Here is a 14,176-nt window from a genome sequence, read left to right on the forward strand (position 1 = left end):
GAGCATGGCGAAGAATCAATGCTAGTCCGAATTTATAATCCCGGACTAAATTTCGCGCGGATTTGTAATCGCAATTGGCAGTAATAAGCGGATTGCAAATCCGCAAACATAAAGTCCGGATTACAAATCCGGACTAACGTCAATTTTGAATTTTGAAAAGTTGTCATTCTGAGCGATAGCGAAGAATCTTATACGCTTGCTTATCGCTTATACAAGATTCTTCACTATCGCTCAGAATGACAAGGGGAGAGAAACTCTTTAAAACAAAAAAATCCCGCCCATCAGGCAGGATTTTCTATATCAGTTAGTTCAAAAACTAGTCCCAAAGATTAGCAGGGTAGGTGCCATTAGCAACTAGCTCAGAGATTGATTTCTGAACGATTTCCTTATCTTCTTTATAAGTTACACCGAACCATTTTGAGCCGGTAGGGATAACTTTGAATTTAGCCGTGTTGGTTTTGATCAGTTTGTCGGCAACCAGCGGAATAAAGAATTCAGCTTTCGGATTGTCCTGGTTGGCCTCAACAAACTCCCGGAACATCGGTTCGCTTTGCGCGAAAACTGCCGGTGTAAAACCCCAGAAATTCATTGACACACGAGTATCGTTTGATAGTGGATGCTCACCGGTACTATCTTTATAAGCCACGCTGCCGTCTTCTTTAAAGTAAACTTCGGTACGTTCGTTAACTTCGGTCATATAACCATCGGCATTAACTTCGCATACGCCGCGCGATACTGAGCCATTGTCAGACAAAGTGCGGTCAATCTGGTAGCCAATCAATGAATAGTTGTCATCGCTGGCCTCTGTGGTTAAAAATTTAACCATTTTCTCGAACGAATCGTAACCATAATAGTCATCGGCATTGATAACGCAAAATGGCTCGTTGATTTGGTTGCGGGCCGCTAAAACAGCGTGGGCGGTACCCCATGGTTTAGCGCGCTCAATTTCTTTGTCGATACCGAAAGGTTTCAAATCAAAGCTTTGGAAAACGTAATCTGTCTCGATACGGCCTTTTAGCTTCGGTTCAAAAATGGCTTTAAACGGTTCAGCAAATTCTTCGCGGATGATAAAGCTTACTTTACCAAAACCGGCTTTAATAGCGTCGTAGATTGAGTAATCAATAATGGTTTCGCCGTTAGGGCCAAAACCATCAATTTGCTTCATGCTGCCATAGCGGCTGGCCATACCTGCAGCTAATATTAATAATGTTGGTTTCATAATGATTGTTGGGCTTAGGGCCCGGTATGTCAAACGTTAATAAGGTTAAAATTGTTTATTTGATGTATCTGAAATCCTGTCCGTCTTTAATATTCAGTAACGTTTCATAAATCATCCTGATCACGTTATCGCAATCTTCTTTATGAACCATTTCAACGGTAGTGTGCATATAGCGCAAACATAACGAGATCAATGCCGACGGCACACCATCGTTTGAGTAGGCAAAGGCGTCGGTATCGGTGCCGGTTGAGCGCGATGAAGCCTGGCGTTGGAATGGAATGCCTGCTTTCTCTGCGCTATCCATTAACAGCTTGTTCAGATTGTTTTGCACGGCGGGAGCGTATGATACTACCGGTCCGCGGCCACAAGCCAAATCACCCTGTGCAATTTTGCTGATCATCGGCGTTTGGGTGTCGTGTGTAACATCGGTAACAATGGCTACGTTTGGTTTAATGCGATGGGCGATCATTTCAGCGCCACGTAAACCAATCTCTTCCTGAACGGCATTAACGATGTACAAGCCGAAAGGCAGTTTCTTTTTGTTCTCTTTTAACAAGCGTGCAACCTCGGCAATCATGAAACCGCCTACACGGTTGTCCAGGGCGCGGCCTACATAATAACGGTCATTCAATACTATAAACTCGTCCTCGTAAGTAATTACGCAACCCACGTGTATGCCCAGTTTTTCGACTTCTTCTTTTGATGTCGCACCGCAATCCAGGAAAATATTTTTAAGGCTAGGCGCCTCTTCTTTTTCGCCGCCCAAACGGGTGTGAATAGCCGGCCAGCCAAACACCGCCTTAACAATACCATTTTCGGTGTGGATGTTTACGCGTTTTGATGGGGCTATCTGATGGTCAGAGCCACCATTGCGGATCACATAGATCAAACCATCATTGGTGATGTAATTTACAAACCATGAAATCTCGTCTGCGTGAGCTTCAATAACAACTTTATATTCAGCTTTTGGGTTGATGATGGCTACAGCAGTGCCATAATTATCTACATAATGGTCATCAACATAAGGCTTGATATAATCAAGCCATAACTCCTGGCCCTTCCACTCAAAACCTGTTGGCGAAGGGTTATTGATATATCTTTCAAGAAACTGTAATGACTTGTTGGTCACCACCGGAACGTGCTCTTTTTTATCGGATTTTTTCTTAGACATAATGTGCATCAGGGCGTTTTAAACCCATTGCTGCAAATATAACAAAGCATTGCTAAGCTGAAAGAAAAAAGCAGCAAGCTAAGCTGATAGGTGTTAAACAGGTGTAATCTTTTCCATTATCTCATAGTCGAAACCTCCTTTTGAAAAAAGTTTACCGGTGCGCTCAAACCCAAACGGTAAATAAAATCCAATAGCCGATGTCCGTGCATTGCACCAGATGCGTTGGGCGCCTTCGGCAATAGCAAAATCCATAATATAGTTTAATAAGGCTTTACCTACACCGGTGCCCTGCGCATGTTCAATCACTGCAAACTTTCTGAATTGAAAATCTGTGCCATCCTGAAATAAGGAAACTACACCCACCAGGTCATTATTTCTGAATGCACCGAAATGATAGCCGTAGTTGTCCTCCTCCAATTCCATTTCATACATAGGCAATTCGGGGTAGAGGACTTCTTTGCGCAAGCGCCAGGTGAGTTCAGGGCGTATTTGTTCTATTTGGAGCATAAGGTTTTATGTTTTTATTTCCGCTTAATTCACCACGCGACAAAAGCCACGGCCAGTGCGATTCCCTCCCCTGGGAGGGTAGGGAGGGGTTTAGCAAACTAGTCTAATAAACTTTTATCAAAACCTGTAGGAATTTTAATAGTACGATCAGTCTTAACAATTTCAATAATTGTTGCTTCAAGACACCTAATAACGTTAACCATATCGTCTTTCATTTTCGCTTCTGTAAACCTGACAAATCTTACGCCTAACCTTTTCCAGTATTTGTTGCCTTATCTCATCTTTCATAAAAGCTTCTTCATGATGATGGCTCATACCATCAATCTCGATAGCTAATTTCAAATCTTTACAGTAAAAATCAACGATGTAATTATCAATGCAGTGTTGTCTATCAAAATCGAATCCCAAAAGTTTGTTTTCTTTCAATTCACTCCAAAGGAGTACCTCGCCGAAGGTCATGTCTTTCCTGAGCTTTCGGGCGAGTTGTTTTAGTTTTGGATTGTATGGTATGATTTTGGGCATCGTTTTATGTCGCTTGGTGAAACCCCTCCCTTCCCCTCCCAGGGGGAGGGAATCGCACGAGGCTTGGCTTGTTCTTGGATGAGTTTATCGCTATTATTTAAATCCAAACTCCTACAACGGTATATTCCCATGTTTCTTCCTCGGGTTATTCACCACCTTATTTTCCAGCATCTTAAAAGCATGAATCAATTTCAGGCGGGTTTCAGATGGTTCGATAACCTCATCAATAAAACCACGCTCTGCCGCGCGATAGGGATTGGCGAAAATGTCCGAGTATAACTGTTCCTTCTCTTTCCATTTCGCATCGGGGTCTTCAGCCTGGCTGATCTCGCGTTTAAAGATGATTTCGGCAGCGCCTTTGGCGCCCATAACGGCAATTTCGGCAGAAGGCCAGGCAAAGTTCATATCCGCGCCTATGTGTTTGGAGTTCATTACATCGTAAGCGCCGCCATAGGCTTTGCGGGTGATGACGGTAACGCGAGGAACAGTTGCCTCGCAAAAAGCATAAAGCAGTTTGGCGCCGTTGGTTATAATGGCGTTCCACTCCTGGTCGGTGCCCGGTAAAAAGCCCGGAACGTCTTCAATAACTAATAATGGAATATTAAAGCTATCGCAAAAACGCACAAAGCGTGCGCCCTTGGTTGATGAGTGGCGATCTAACACGCCGGCCAAAAACGCCGGCTGATTAGCAACAATACCAATACTTCTGCCAGCTAATCGGGCAAAACCTACTACGATATTTTCGGCAAAATCTTTATGTACTTCAAGAAAGGAACCTGTATCTATTAAATGGTTAATAATTTCGCGGACATCATAAGGCTGCTGTGCTGCCTCTGGCAAAAGCGTATCTAATTCCGGTCGCAGTTCATTGGCTGATTCATACGGTGTAGCCGGTGCTTTGTCCTCGCAATTTTGCGGCATATAGCTCAGTAGTTTTTTAATGTGTTGTATGGCGTCAATTTCATTGGCGCAGGCAAAATGCGTAACGCCCGATTTGCTGGCATGGGTATTGGCGCCCCCCAATTCTTCAGATGTTACTGTTTCATGCGTAACTGTCTTAACTACATTTGGCCCCGTAACAAACATGTATGAGGTATGCTCAACCATCAAAATAAAATCAGTAATAGCCGGCGAGTAAACGGCGCCCCCCGCACATGGCCCCATAATAGCCGATATTTGCGGAACTACCCCCGATGCCATGGTATTGCGGTAAAAAATATCGGCATAGCCACCTAATGATACTACGCCTTCCTGGATACGCGCACCTCCCGAATCATTCAACCCTACTACTGGTGCGCCGTTTTTCATGGCTAGGTCCATTATTTTGCAAATTTTTTCGGCATGGGTTTCAGAAAGTGAACCGCCAAAAACAGTAAAATCCTGTGAGTATACATAAACCAGTCGCCCGTTAATGGTACCATAGCCTGTCACCACACCGTCGCCGGGGTATTTTTCGGTATCCATCCCAAAGTCGGTTGAGCGATGGGTAACCAACATCCCGATTTCCTGAAACGAACCTTCGTCCATCAAAAAGTGCAAACGCTCGCGCGCAGTAAGTTTTCCTTTTTTATGCTGGCTCTCAATTCTTACTTCGCCACCACCGGCTAAAGCCTTGATACGCTTGTCTTTAAGGGTTTTTATTTTGTTCTCCACAATAATCAGATTGATGTAATGTTATAAAAATAACAATTAAATGATACAAACAGCGTTAACAAAACTGAATCAAAAACGTTAAGTGTTTTATATTTGCCGCAATGAACGCTAAGAGCAGAAAATTAATGTCGCTAATACTTATGGTTGTCTTCGCCGTGAAGATGAGCATATCGCTTGCGCCATTATTCACTTTCTTAGACAGCGGTACTGCCAAAGCTGTAATCATGCAGTTAGAGCAGGAAAGCAAAGGCGAGAAAGAGAATGCCGAGAAAGATGCCCTGAAAGAAAAGAAAACTTTTGACGAGCATTTACTGGCAATATTTCATTTCGATCCGTTTTTAATAGAGACTAATTACCTGCACAATCAGGAACATGCTTTACTGGTACAGTTATATCACCCTGTTGTACCCACACCGCCTCCCAACGCGTAAGCTAAATTAAGCCCGAGCCCAAAGCCCGGGTGTTATATTGCTATTCACAAAAATTTATTGAATATGTAATAGGGGTCCGCATCCGGACACTACTAATTGCGTATGTTATCGAAAGAGAACCAATGCGTTTTTATTAATTTAGTATATCACAACAAACGCGTATATGTTAAAACGATCAAAAGCTGACCGTACTTTAAAAGAAAACCTGATGCTGGCATCGTCAACTGCAGCCGTATCTGGCATCATTAACGTAACCAGTGTACTTGCTTTCCTGGTATTCACCTCGAATGTCACCGGCCACGTTGCCAATTTATCTAAACACATTGTCGAGCAAAATTTCGGTGAAATGCTCATCTTTCTGTTTTGGCTGTTTATGTTTTTTGCCGGGGCTTTTCTGGCTAATTTCATAGTGAAATCATATGAGGGCAAGAGCTACTATCGCGCCCATTCCATCCCTGTAGTAATTGAAATCGTTGTATTATTATTTGTGGCGATTTATGGCAATCACTTTTACCAGGAAACCAGGCAGGAGAAGGAGATTGTAATTGCCCTTCTACTGTTTTCTATGGGCTTACAAAACAGCCTGGTATCTGTTATCTCCGGGGGGCTAATCAAATCATCGCACCTTACCGGTTTATTTACTGATCTGGGCGGCGAACTGGCCGAATGGATGCATCCAAAATCAACGAAGGCAGAAGTTATCCGCAATAAAATATATATCCGCCTTACCGTATTGGGTTTTTATATTTTAGGTGGATTAATTGGCGGATACTTCTTTAATTTGTACGAATTTGCAATATTTTACGCCGTGCCCGTGATATTACTGACTATACTTTACTACGATTTGTCTGAACTGGCGCTGCATAAACTGTCACGTTTGTTTAGTAAAAATAAAATTGAATATTCATCTACAATAAAATCAAAATAATTATGCCTACAAAATCATTGCACGATACTAAACATATTACCTACGAGTCGCTTTTAGAGGGTAATAAGAAATTTATAGCTGATAACTTAGCCGTCGACCCTGAATATTTCGACAAACTGGCCAACGGGCAAAATCCGCCGATACTTTGGATAGGCTGTGCCGATAGCCGTGTACCTGCTAACCAGATAACCGGAACACAGCCCGGCGAGATCTTTGTTCACCGTAACATAGCTAATATGGTTATCCATACCGATATGAATATGCTTTCGGTATTAGACTATGCCGTTAACGTTTTGAAAGTTAAACATGTGATAGTAACCGGCCATTACGGTTGCGGTGGCGTTATTGCGGCTATGGGCAACAAAGGTGTGGGCTTGATTGACAACTGGTTACGCCACATAAAAGACGTTTACCGTTTTCATGCCGAAGAATTAGATGCTATTGAAGACGAGGCTAAACGTGCCAACCGCCTTGTAGAACTTAACGTGATTGAGGGCGTTTACAACCTGCGTAAAACCACCATCATACAAAACGCCTGGGCCGCCGGTCAGGAATTATCTGTGCATGGCTGGGTTTACAGCTTAAAGACAGGACAGATCACTGATTTGAAAGTAAGCGCGACGGATAACAGCGACATGGAGGACGTGTATAAATTCCAATAGAGAGCCAGGAATCAAGAGCTAAGATTTTGGTTCGGTTTCAAACTCAAATATCTATTAAACAAAAGAGCCGGAAGTCTTTGACCTCCGGCTCTTTTTATTTGGTTAAAAAGCTATCTTGGTTCTTGTCTCTTGACCTCTTATTAATCTCTCTGCAAAAACGGATACCTGTAATCCTTTGGCGGATCAAAGGTCTCTTTAATTGTTCTTGGCGATACCCAACGCAGCAGGTTGATCATGGAACCGGCTTTGTCATTGGTGCCAGATTCACGTGCGCCGCCAAACGGCTGCTGGCCAACTACCGCACCCGTAGGTTTGTCGTTGATATAGAAGTTGCCGGCAGCGTTGCGCAGTTCTTGCGTCGCTTTGGCTATGGCATAACGATCTTGCGAAATGATGCTTCCGGTTAGTGCGTATGGCGATGTTTTATCAACCACTTTCAGCATCTCATCAAACTCAGCATCCTCATAAACATAAACAGTTAATACAGGGCCAAAAAGCTCAGTACACATGGTCACATAGTAAGGGTCGGTTACTTTGATGATGGTTGGCTCTATAAACCAGCCCACGCTTTTATCATAATTGCCTCCGGCAACCAGCTCAACCTCAGGGTTGGCTTTTGCCTCGTCAATATATTTGGCCAGTTTATCAAATGATGCCTCGGTGATCACTGCATTTACAAAGTTTTCAAAATCTTCGGTAGGGCCCATTTTAATGGTAGCCAGGTCGCGCTGCAGGTTTTCTTTAAGCTTAGGCCATAATGAAGCCGGGATATAAGCCCTTGAAGCAGCCGAACATTTTTGCCCCTGGTACTCAAACGCACCACGAACAAGGGCAGTAGTCAAAACGTCGATATCGGCGCTTGGGTGTGCCAGCACAAAGTCTTTACCACCGGTTTCGCCTACTATGCGTGGGTAAGTTTTGTATTTATGGATATTTGTACCGATGGTTTGCCAGATGTTCTGGAACACTGCGGTTGAACCGGTAAAGTGGATACCCGCAAAATCAGGGTGACTGAAAATTACATCGCCTGCAACTGGTCCGTCAACATAAATCAGGTTAATTACGCCTGGTGGCAGGCCTGCTTCCAGAAATACCTGCATCAATACGTTAGCGGCGTATATTTGCGGATAGGCGGGTTTCCAGACCACCACATTACCCATCATGGCTGCCGACGCAGGTAAATTACCTGCGATAGCCGTAAAGTTGAACGGTGTCAAGGCAAATACAAAACCTTCCAGCGGGCGCTGCTCCACACGGTTCCAGATACCTTTTGGCGTTGGTACCGGTGGTTGCTGACTGTAAATTTCAGTCATATAATGCACGTTGAAACGCAGGAAGTCAACCAGCTCGCAAGCTGAGTCGATCTCGGCCTGGTAGGCATTTTTTGATTGCCCCAACATGGTAGCTGCATTGATCTTAGCACGGTATGGGCCGGCAAATAAATCGGCAGCCTTTAGAAATATAGCGGCGCGCTGTTCCCATGGCATATTCTCCCAGTTGTGTTTGGCGGCCAGGGCAGCGTCAATAGCTTGTGTCACCGTGTCTTTGTCGCCCTCATAAAAATGGGCCAGCACATGTTTGTGGTCGTGTGGCGGGCGAATTTCGAAACGTTTACCGGTAAATATTTGCTTGTCGCCAATGTACATCGGTATTTCGGTTCTTGAGGCGCGGCCCTCTTGTAAAGCCGCTTTAAGCGCTGCCCGCTCCAGGCTGTTTGGGCCGTAATTTAATACAGGCTCATTTTGCGGTGCAGGCACGTTAAAAAATCCTTTTAGCATAATGGTATCAGTTATTTGTGTAAAGTTACGATTAATGTGCAGATGTGCGAATATGCAGATGTGCAAATGATTTTTTGATGACGGGCAGCATGGTGCCAACAAAGGTTAAATACCTTCACATTTCAGGGCATATGGCACTCGCCGTAAAATTATACCGTTACTATTGGTGACAACACCTACAAGGGCAGTCTATAAACTGGTTCCGATAAGTATTTCCCTATCCATACCGGTTTTGTCAATGTCATCTATCAAGTAAGCAATTTTTTGATTGCCCCGTGGTAAATAAGCAAATTGTTTCGTTCCAAATCGATGATTTTCCGAAGGAACTTTTTTGCCACCTAAAACGACATACCTCCAAATAATTGTGCCGTAGTTGTTGCTTTGCATCGAGATCAAACCGTGCCATTCATTTTCATGTTCGCGTTCTTTAAGAACGATGTTAAGTAAATTACTTTCCTGATAAATTATCTTAACGTCACTTAACGGACGATTCATATTAATAACATCACCCCGCTTTTCGGTTGGGCCATATCCGATATATTTTCCAGATGCAGCGGAGTACTTTTTCTTTTTATCTTTTTTATAAGTCCAATTTGTAAACAATAAAAATACCGCAGATGCAATCAGAGAACCAATTATACCTATCCCTAAGTTTTGAACTATTTCTGCCCAAGTTGTATTTGCCATTTCATTTTAAATCTCAAGTATTCTGTTCTTTCTAAGCATAATCATCGCATTACCAGTATTTATCTTTCTTTTTGGCAGAGCTTATCCAATCGCAATAACCTGGTTTGTATGACATTGAAGCCTTTCAAAAATATTCAGCCTATTTCTCCCACCACGAAAAATCGCATTCCAAAGCATCCCTATCCCAGCCACCGGTATTAGCCGCAGCTACATACGTGCTTTCCAAAAAGCTCATCAGCGTTTGTTCAGGATCGGCCGCATTGCGTACATCTTCATATTTCAGAAAGAACTCGCCCATTCCATCACTATAAAAAGCTTCGGCAGGTTTAACGGGCTGCTTGCCGAAAGCTTCAGGCGTAGGGTAGCAGTACGCATAAAACGCCGGGTGCGGAAACTGATCACTGCCGGGCCAGAAGCCTGCGCTGCTTACCTCGTGCGAATACGCTTCCTGCATTACATCATCAGGCATATTAGGTGCGCCGCCCGGATGCAATGGCGCTTTGCGGCCAGAAAAACGGGTAACCGCCAGGTCAAACGCGCCCCAAAAGAAATGTACCGGGCTGCATTTACCGCTAAAACCGGCCCTGAATTGGGTGAATACACCATCGATATTGAGCAGTGCTTGATGAAATAGTTCCATCTGCTCTTTGTCGTAACTTTTATGAACCACATCTTCGGCAAACGGTATGGCCGGGTCAAGCTCATTGGGTTTAGCATATATCTTTACTTGTATGTCCAGCAAAGCCATCTTCTCAAACAACTCCTTATAAAAGCTGGCTACCGTGCGCGGGTATAAATCAAGCGACTGGCTGCCACCGCTACTACAGATGATGTGCAACTGATGAGATATGAAATCAAAATCTATCTGAAAACTGCGGTCGCCATAGGGTATGTTGCGTGTAGTTAATCCCCGTGGTGAAACATATAGCGTAACATGCCAGGAATGATTGAGCCAGGGCATGGTTTTCAATCTTATTTTACCAACTATCTGCGTCCAAAGCTGCACGGTGGCGACGGTGTCTTTGAGTTGGTTATAATTGAGTTTTGGCCAGTTGTTTTTCATGGTTGTAAAAAATGTAATTTCGATCGGAAAGAGAAATCTATACCCGGATATTAACGCCTCGCTTGGCGTGTATATAGATTTCTCGCCCTGCCCGAAATGCCAAGCGTTGAAAGATAATATTTACTTCACATTCAACATTGCATTCCTGATTAATTTAACCGGTGCATTACCGTAGCTCAGAAACTTTTCATTGAAATCTTTTAGTTTATACTTGTCACCCATTTTGGTCTTGTAGGCATCCCGCAGGTCGACGATCTCTTTGTAGCCGTCGTAATAGCTATCTAACTGTACACTGGTTACGCTTACACGTTTCCATTTGCCTTCCGCTTCTGCCTGCTGCTGGAAAGCTTCGTGAGTGAGGAATTTGATAGCCTGGTTTTTAGCCAGGTCATTGCAATGAACGTTAAAGTCGAGTATGGTATTGCAAACGGAGCGCAAGTGCCATTTGTACCACATCAGTTTCATTTCGGGCGATGGGTCATAACCGGCATCGAGCATCATCTCTTCACCATAAACAGCCCAGCCTTCAACCATGGCGCCACTGCCAAATAATGATTTGATGAGGCTTGGCGCTTTATTGGCGTAAACTAACTGCACATAGTGCCCGGGTATGGCTTCGTGGATGCACAGAATCTGCAGGGTGTAGTTGTTGTACTCGCGCAAATAGCTTTCGGCTTTTTCAGGCGCTAAGCCTTTAAGGCTGATGATGTTAAAATATGATTTGCCGTTTTTCTCATATGGCCCCGGCGGGCTCATAGATGCCACAGCCGCATTGCCAAAGTACGCCGGTTGTTTACGCACCTCAAGCGGCTTGCTTGGATCAAGCGTCAGCAGGTCTTTGGTTTTAACAAAGTTGGCTAGTACCGGCAGTTGTTTCTCAATGGTCGATTGCAGTTCGTCGGCCGTTGTGTGTTTAGATGAAAGGGTGTCCAGCACCCCCGCGATCATATCCAATGAATCGGATGGCATGGCTTTCTTGCCAAAATATTTCGGCCATAGCTGGCGACTTAGCTTAGCCATATCGCGGTGGATCTGTTTTTTGCGTTCAACAGCCATATTAAATAGCTCCTGCGCGCCATAGGCCGATTGCATTTCATATTTAAACTTGTCTTCATACAAAGTTTTGCCTAAACGGAAGCTACGCGGCTTGTCGTTTTTAATATTTTGCAGGAAGGCGACGAATTCGCGTGCGCTTTGTACGGCCAGTTTGGCCCGATCAGTCATCTGTTTTTGCTCGGCTGCAGGGATACTGGTTTTTTTAAGTGAGTCGGCAAAATCTCTCTCTATGACAGCTATGCCGCCGTTTTGCTGCTCAATAGCCAAGGCGGTAAATTCAGGCGCAGGGTTTTTAATTTGCTTTTGCGCTTCTTTATAGTAGGCCGGCAGGTTAGCCATTTTTTCGTAGAAGTTGCGCAGGCGTTTGCTTAGCGGGGCATAATGTTCATTCAGTATCGTCGCAAAAGCGCCGAAGGGGCTATAATGCGCCGGGTTCCACTGGTAATCTTTTAAAACGGATAGCTTCCAGCCTTCATAGTCAAGCCGGTTTTGAATCAGCTGGTAGTCCATGCGGTTTGCCTCGTTCAGGTCGTTTACCTCGTAGCGTGCTAATGAATCTTTCTGCACTTTAACAAAATTCATCATAGCATCGCGGCTTTTATCGTCAGGCACAACCAGTAAACTGTCATATTTATGGTAGCCCTCTTCGGTAGCCCAGCTTGGATTTAACTTCCAGAGTGCTTCCAGAAAATGATTTTCATAATTTGCAAAGGCGTCATTGCCCTGGGCCTGGTTCAAGGGGCCTTGCCGGTCTTTCTGGCATCCTGTGGCAAAAACAGCAATAACTAATAAAAACGATAGATAACGGTTCATTAACAGAAAAATATTTGTTGGATAAACTTAGAACATTTAACCCAAAAAAGCTATTAATTAACAATAAAACAAAGCATATCCATATGAGCACCGAGCACGAAATTATTGTTGACGAGATTGTGAAACTTTTACGCGGTGGCAGTGCGCACATCGGTTTAAAAGCGGCATTAGACGGGCTTCCCGCCGATGCCCGTGGCGAGAAACCTGACAAATTGCCCTACAGCATTTGGCAACTGGTTGAACACATACGCATTGCCCAATGGGATATGTTGCAGTTTAGCCTGAATGCTAATCATAAATCGCCTAAGTGGCCCGACGATTACTGGGTAAAAGAAACAGCACCAGCCGACGATAAAGCCTGGGAAGATTCGTTAAAACAAATTGAAAATGACCTGGAGCGATTTATTGATCTGTTTAAAAAGGAAGATATCTATAAAAAAATACCCCATGGCAGCGGCCAAACCATTTTACGCGAAGCCCTGCAGATTGCCGACCATGCTGCCTATCACATTAGCGAGATAATTGTAATACGCCGTTTACAGGGTAATTATAAATAGTTATTATTTCAGGCCCTTGATAAAGTCAGTTATCGCTGCCACAAATTCTGGTTTTAGTGGTAGGTCGGGCTGGGTATAAGTGGCTATGTTTTTCTCTTTATCCTCGGGCGCCTCTCTGAAAACGTAGTTCATACCGCGTATCAGGGCGTAAGTATAGCTTGAGCGTACGTGTTTTAGTTTGTCGCCCTCGGTTGTGGCTACCTGCAGGTCGGTGCTGCCTTGTACTATAAGCACGGGCACTCTTACTTTTTTAAGCTCGTCGGTAGGGTCAAACCTAAACCAGCTCATTAAGTAGTTTTGAATGCTTGGGCGTATATATGGGTATAACGAGATATCAACTTTCTTTTGTACGCTGCCTACTTTAAGCGAGTCCAGAATTTTGTTAAAACCGTCTGACATGTAGCCCGGCTGCGATTTCATTTGATCTTTCAATATATAATCGGCACGGCGACCGAAACCCTCTACAGAAATAAAAGCGTTACTTGCCCCTTCGGTTTCAGCTACCGAAAGCATACCCACTAATGAGCCTTCAGCATGTCCCAATACAACTATTTTTGAGAAGCGCTTGTCATCTTTCAGCATGTTGATCAGGCCTATGGCATCATCAACATAATCGTCGAAACGCAGGTTGTCTTCTTTGTCTTTCATTAAACTTTGGCCCACCCGGCGTTTGTCATAACGTAAAGACGCTATACCGGCTTTAGCCAGATCTTGCGCCAATAGTTTATATGCATTGCTTTTGATATTCAGTTTTTCACTGTTACCGTCGCGGTCTAATGTACCGGTTCCCGGGATGATCAATACTACGGGGATTTTGCCAGAGGCATTGACAGGCATGGTAATAGTACCTGATATAGTTATCGATAAACCCTTATAGGTAGCCGGCGTTTCGGTCTGTGCTTGTGCAGACAGAGTGAATACAGAAAAAATGGTAAATAAAAAAAAGTAAACCTTATTCATGTGCTGCATTATAATAACAGAATTATTAACGGCGAAAATTAATAAAAATTGGCCGAATATAAATTTAGCACACTATCACTGAAAAGCAGTTGATAACTTTTGTTAAAAAAATACCGTATAAAAGTCCTGTAATTAGGCTATTTATAAGCATATTTATGGTCTATTATTT

Annotated in this window: 14 protein-coding genes; 4 read left to right on the forward strand and 10 right to left on the reverse strand. The window is 43.8% G+C overall.

Annotated features, from left to right (window positions below):
- Nucleotides 1-316 precede the first annotated feature (316 nt).
- From ACFS5N_RS14255 to ACFS5N_RS14275, 5 genes are all read right to left on the reverse strand, one after another.
- The gene (locus ACFS5N_RS14255) at nt 317-1,219 is read right to left on the reverse strand and encodes a nucleotidyltransferase family protein (protein ID WP_377186801.1); all 903 of its coding nucleotides are present in this window, start codon (nt 1,217-1,219) and stop codon (nt 317-319) included.
- Nucleotides 1,220-1,274: 55 nt separating this feature from the next.
- Nucleotides 1,275-2,390, reverse strand: a complete 1,116-nt coding sequence (locus tag ACFS5N_RS14260) for a M42 family metallopeptidase (RefSeq protein WP_377186804.1) — start codon at nt 2,388-2,390, stop codon at nt 1,275-1,277.
- Between the two features lie 93 nt (nt 2,391-2,483).
- On the reverse strand, nt 2,484-2,897 hold the full coding sequence (locus ACFS5N_RS14265; protein ID WP_377186807.1) for a GNAT family N-acetyltransferase: 414 nt from the start codon (nt 2,895-2,897) through the stop codon (nt 2,484-2,486).
- A gap of 195 nt (nt 2,898-3,092) precedes the next feature.
- A complete protein-coding gene (locus tag ACFS5N_RS14270; RefSeq protein WP_377186810.1) occupies nt 3,093-3,419 on the reverse strand; it encodes an endonuclease domain-containing protein in 327 nt (108 codons plus the stop codon).
- A gap of 111 nt (nt 3,420-3,530) precedes the next feature.
- Nucleotides 3,531-5,072 carry an acyl-CoA carboxylase subunit beta gene (locus ACFS5N_RS14275; protein ID WP_377186813.1) on the reverse strand — a complete coding sequence of 514 codons (1,542 nt, stop codon included), beginning with the start codon at nt 5,070-5,072 and terminating at the stop codon, nt 3,531-3,533.
- Between the two features lie 101 nt (nt 5,073-5,173).
- Between ACFS5N_RS14275 and ACFS5N_RS14280 the strand changes: the two genes are divergently transcribed.
- The 3 genes from ACFS5N_RS14280 (at nt 5,174) to can (ending at nt 7,093) form a co-directional block, all read left to right on the forward strand.
- On the forward strand, nt 5,174-5,503 hold the full coding sequence (locus ACFS5N_RS14280; RefSeq protein ID WP_377186816.1) for a hypothetical protein: 330 nt from the start codon (nt 5,174-5,176) through the stop codon (nt 5,501-5,503).
- A gap of 163 nt (nt 5,504-5,666) precedes the next feature.
- Nucleotides 5,667-6,431, forward strand: coding sequence for a YoaK family protein (locus ACFS5N_RS14285; protein ID WP_377186819.1), 765 nt, complete (start codon nt 5,667-5,669; stop codon nt 6,429-6,431).
- A 2-nt stretch (nt 6,432-6,433) separates the two neighbouring features.
- Nucleotides 6,434-7,093 (forward strand): carbonate dehydratase, encoded by a 660-nt coding sequence (can, locus tag ACFS5N_RS14290; protein ID WP_377186822.1) that lies wholly within the window; start codon nt 6,434-6,436, stop codon nt 7,091-7,093.
- A 140-nt stretch (nt 7,094-7,233) separates the two neighbouring features.
- On the opposite strand, the gene pruA is transcribed toward can, so the two are convergent.
- The 4 genes from pruA to ACFS5N_RS14310 form a co-directional block, all read right to left on the reverse strand.
- Complete coding sequence (pruA, locus tag ACFS5N_RS14295; protein ID WP_377186825.1) at nt 7,234-8,871, reverse strand: L-glutamate gamma-semialdehyde dehydrogenase; 1,638 nt, start codon at nt 8,869-8,871, stop codon at nt 7,234-7,236.
- Between the two features lie 189 nt (nt 8,872-9,060).
- Nucleotides 9,061-9,558 (reverse strand): hypothetical protein, encoded by a 498-nt coding sequence (locus tag ACFS5N_RS14300; protein ID WP_377186828.1) that lies wholly within the window; start codon nt 9,556-9,558, stop codon nt 9,061-9,063.
- Nucleotides 9,559-9,697: 139 nt separating this feature from the next.
- Entirely contained in the window at nt 9,698-10,621 is a 924-nt protein-coding gene (locus ACFS5N_RS14305; protein WP_377186831.1) for a DUF5996 family protein, read from the reverse strand.
- Nucleotides 10,622-10,741: 120 nt separating this feature from the next.
- Nucleotides 10,742-12,490, reverse strand: coding sequence for a DUF885 domain-containing protein (locus tag ACFS5N_RS14310; RefSeq protein WP_377186834.1), 1,749 nt, complete (start codon nt 12,488-12,490; stop codon nt 10,742-10,744).
- An 83-nt stretch (nt 12,491-12,573) separates the two neighbouring features.
- On the opposite strand from ACFS5N_RS14310, the gene ACFS5N_RS14315 reads away from it, so the two are divergent.
- Nucleotides 12,574-13,047, forward strand: a complete 474-nt coding sequence (locus tag ACFS5N_RS14315; protein WP_377186837.1) for a DinB family protein — start codon at nt 12,574-12,576, stop codon at nt 13,045-13,047.
- A gap of 3 nt (nt 13,048-13,050) precedes the next feature.
- On the opposite strand, the gene ACFS5N_RS14320 is transcribed toward ACFS5N_RS14315, so the two are convergent.
- Complete coding sequence (locus ACFS5N_RS14320) at nt 13,051-14,007, reverse strand: alpha/beta hydrolase (RefSeq protein WP_377186840.1); 957 nt, start codon at nt 14,005-14,007, stop codon at nt 13,051-13,053.
- Nucleotides 14,008-14,176: the final 169 nt, after the last annotated feature.

The sequence above is a fragment of the Mucilaginibacter ximonensis genome (assembly GCF_042686265.1).
GTDB classification, from domain to species: Bacteria; Bacteroidota; Bacteroidia; order Sphingobacteriales; family Sphingobacteriaceae; genus Mucilaginibacter; species Mucilaginibacter ximonensis.

Bases quoted from the DNA above. Each gene is read 5' to 3' on its own strand.
- ACFS5N_RS14255 (WP_377186801.1), bottom strand. From the start codon at position 1,219: ATGAAACCAACATTATTAATATTAGCTGCAGGTATGGCCAGCCGCTAT.
- ACFS5N_RS14260 (WP_377186804.1), bottom strand. From the start codon at position 2,390: ATGTCTAAGAAAAAATCCGATAAAAAAGAGCACGTTCCGGTGGTGACC.
- ACFS5N_RS14265 (WP_377186807.1), bottom strand. From the start codon at position 2,897: ATGCTCCAAATAGAACAAATACGCCCTGAACTCACCTGGCGCTTGCGC.
- ACFS5N_RS14270 (WP_377186810.1), bottom strand. From the start codon at position 3,419: ATGCCCAAAATCATACCATACAATCCAAAACTAAAACAACTCGCCCGA.
- ACFS5N_RS14280 (WP_377186816.1), top strand. From the start codon at position 5,174: ATGAACGCTAAGAGCAGAAAATTAATGTCGCTAATACTTATGGTTGTC.
- ACFS5N_RS14285 (WP_377186819.1), top strand. From the start codon at position 5,667: ATGTTAAAACGATCAAAAGCTGACCGTACTTTAAAAGAAAACCTGATG.
- can (WP_377186822.1), top strand. From the start codon at position 6,434: ATGCCTACAAAATCATTGCACGATACTAAACATATTACCTACGAGTCG.
- pruA (WP_377186825.1), bottom strand. From the start codon at position 8,871: ATGCTAAAAGGATTTTTTAACGTGCCTGCACCGCAAAATGAGCCTGTA.
- ACFS5N_RS14300 (WP_377186828.1), bottom strand. From the start codon at position 9,558: ATGGCAAATACAACTTGGGCAGAAATAGTTCAAAACTTAGGGATAGGT.
- ACFS5N_RS14305 (WP_377186831.1), bottom strand. From the start codon at position 10,621: ATGAAAAACAACTGGCCAAAACTCAATTATAACCAACTCAAAGACACC.
- ACFS5N_RS14310 (WP_377186834.1), bottom strand. From the start codon at position 12,490: ATGAACCGTTATCTATCGTTTTTATTAGTTATTGCTGTTTTTGCCACA.
- ACFS5N_RS14315 (WP_377186837.1), top strand. From the start codon at position 12,574: ATGAGCACCGAGCACGAAATTATTGTTGACGAGATTGTGAAACTTTTA.
- ACFS5N_RS14320 (WP_377186840.1), bottom strand. From the start codon at position 14,007: ATGAATAAGGTTTACTTTTTTTTATTTACCATTTTTTCTGTATTCACT.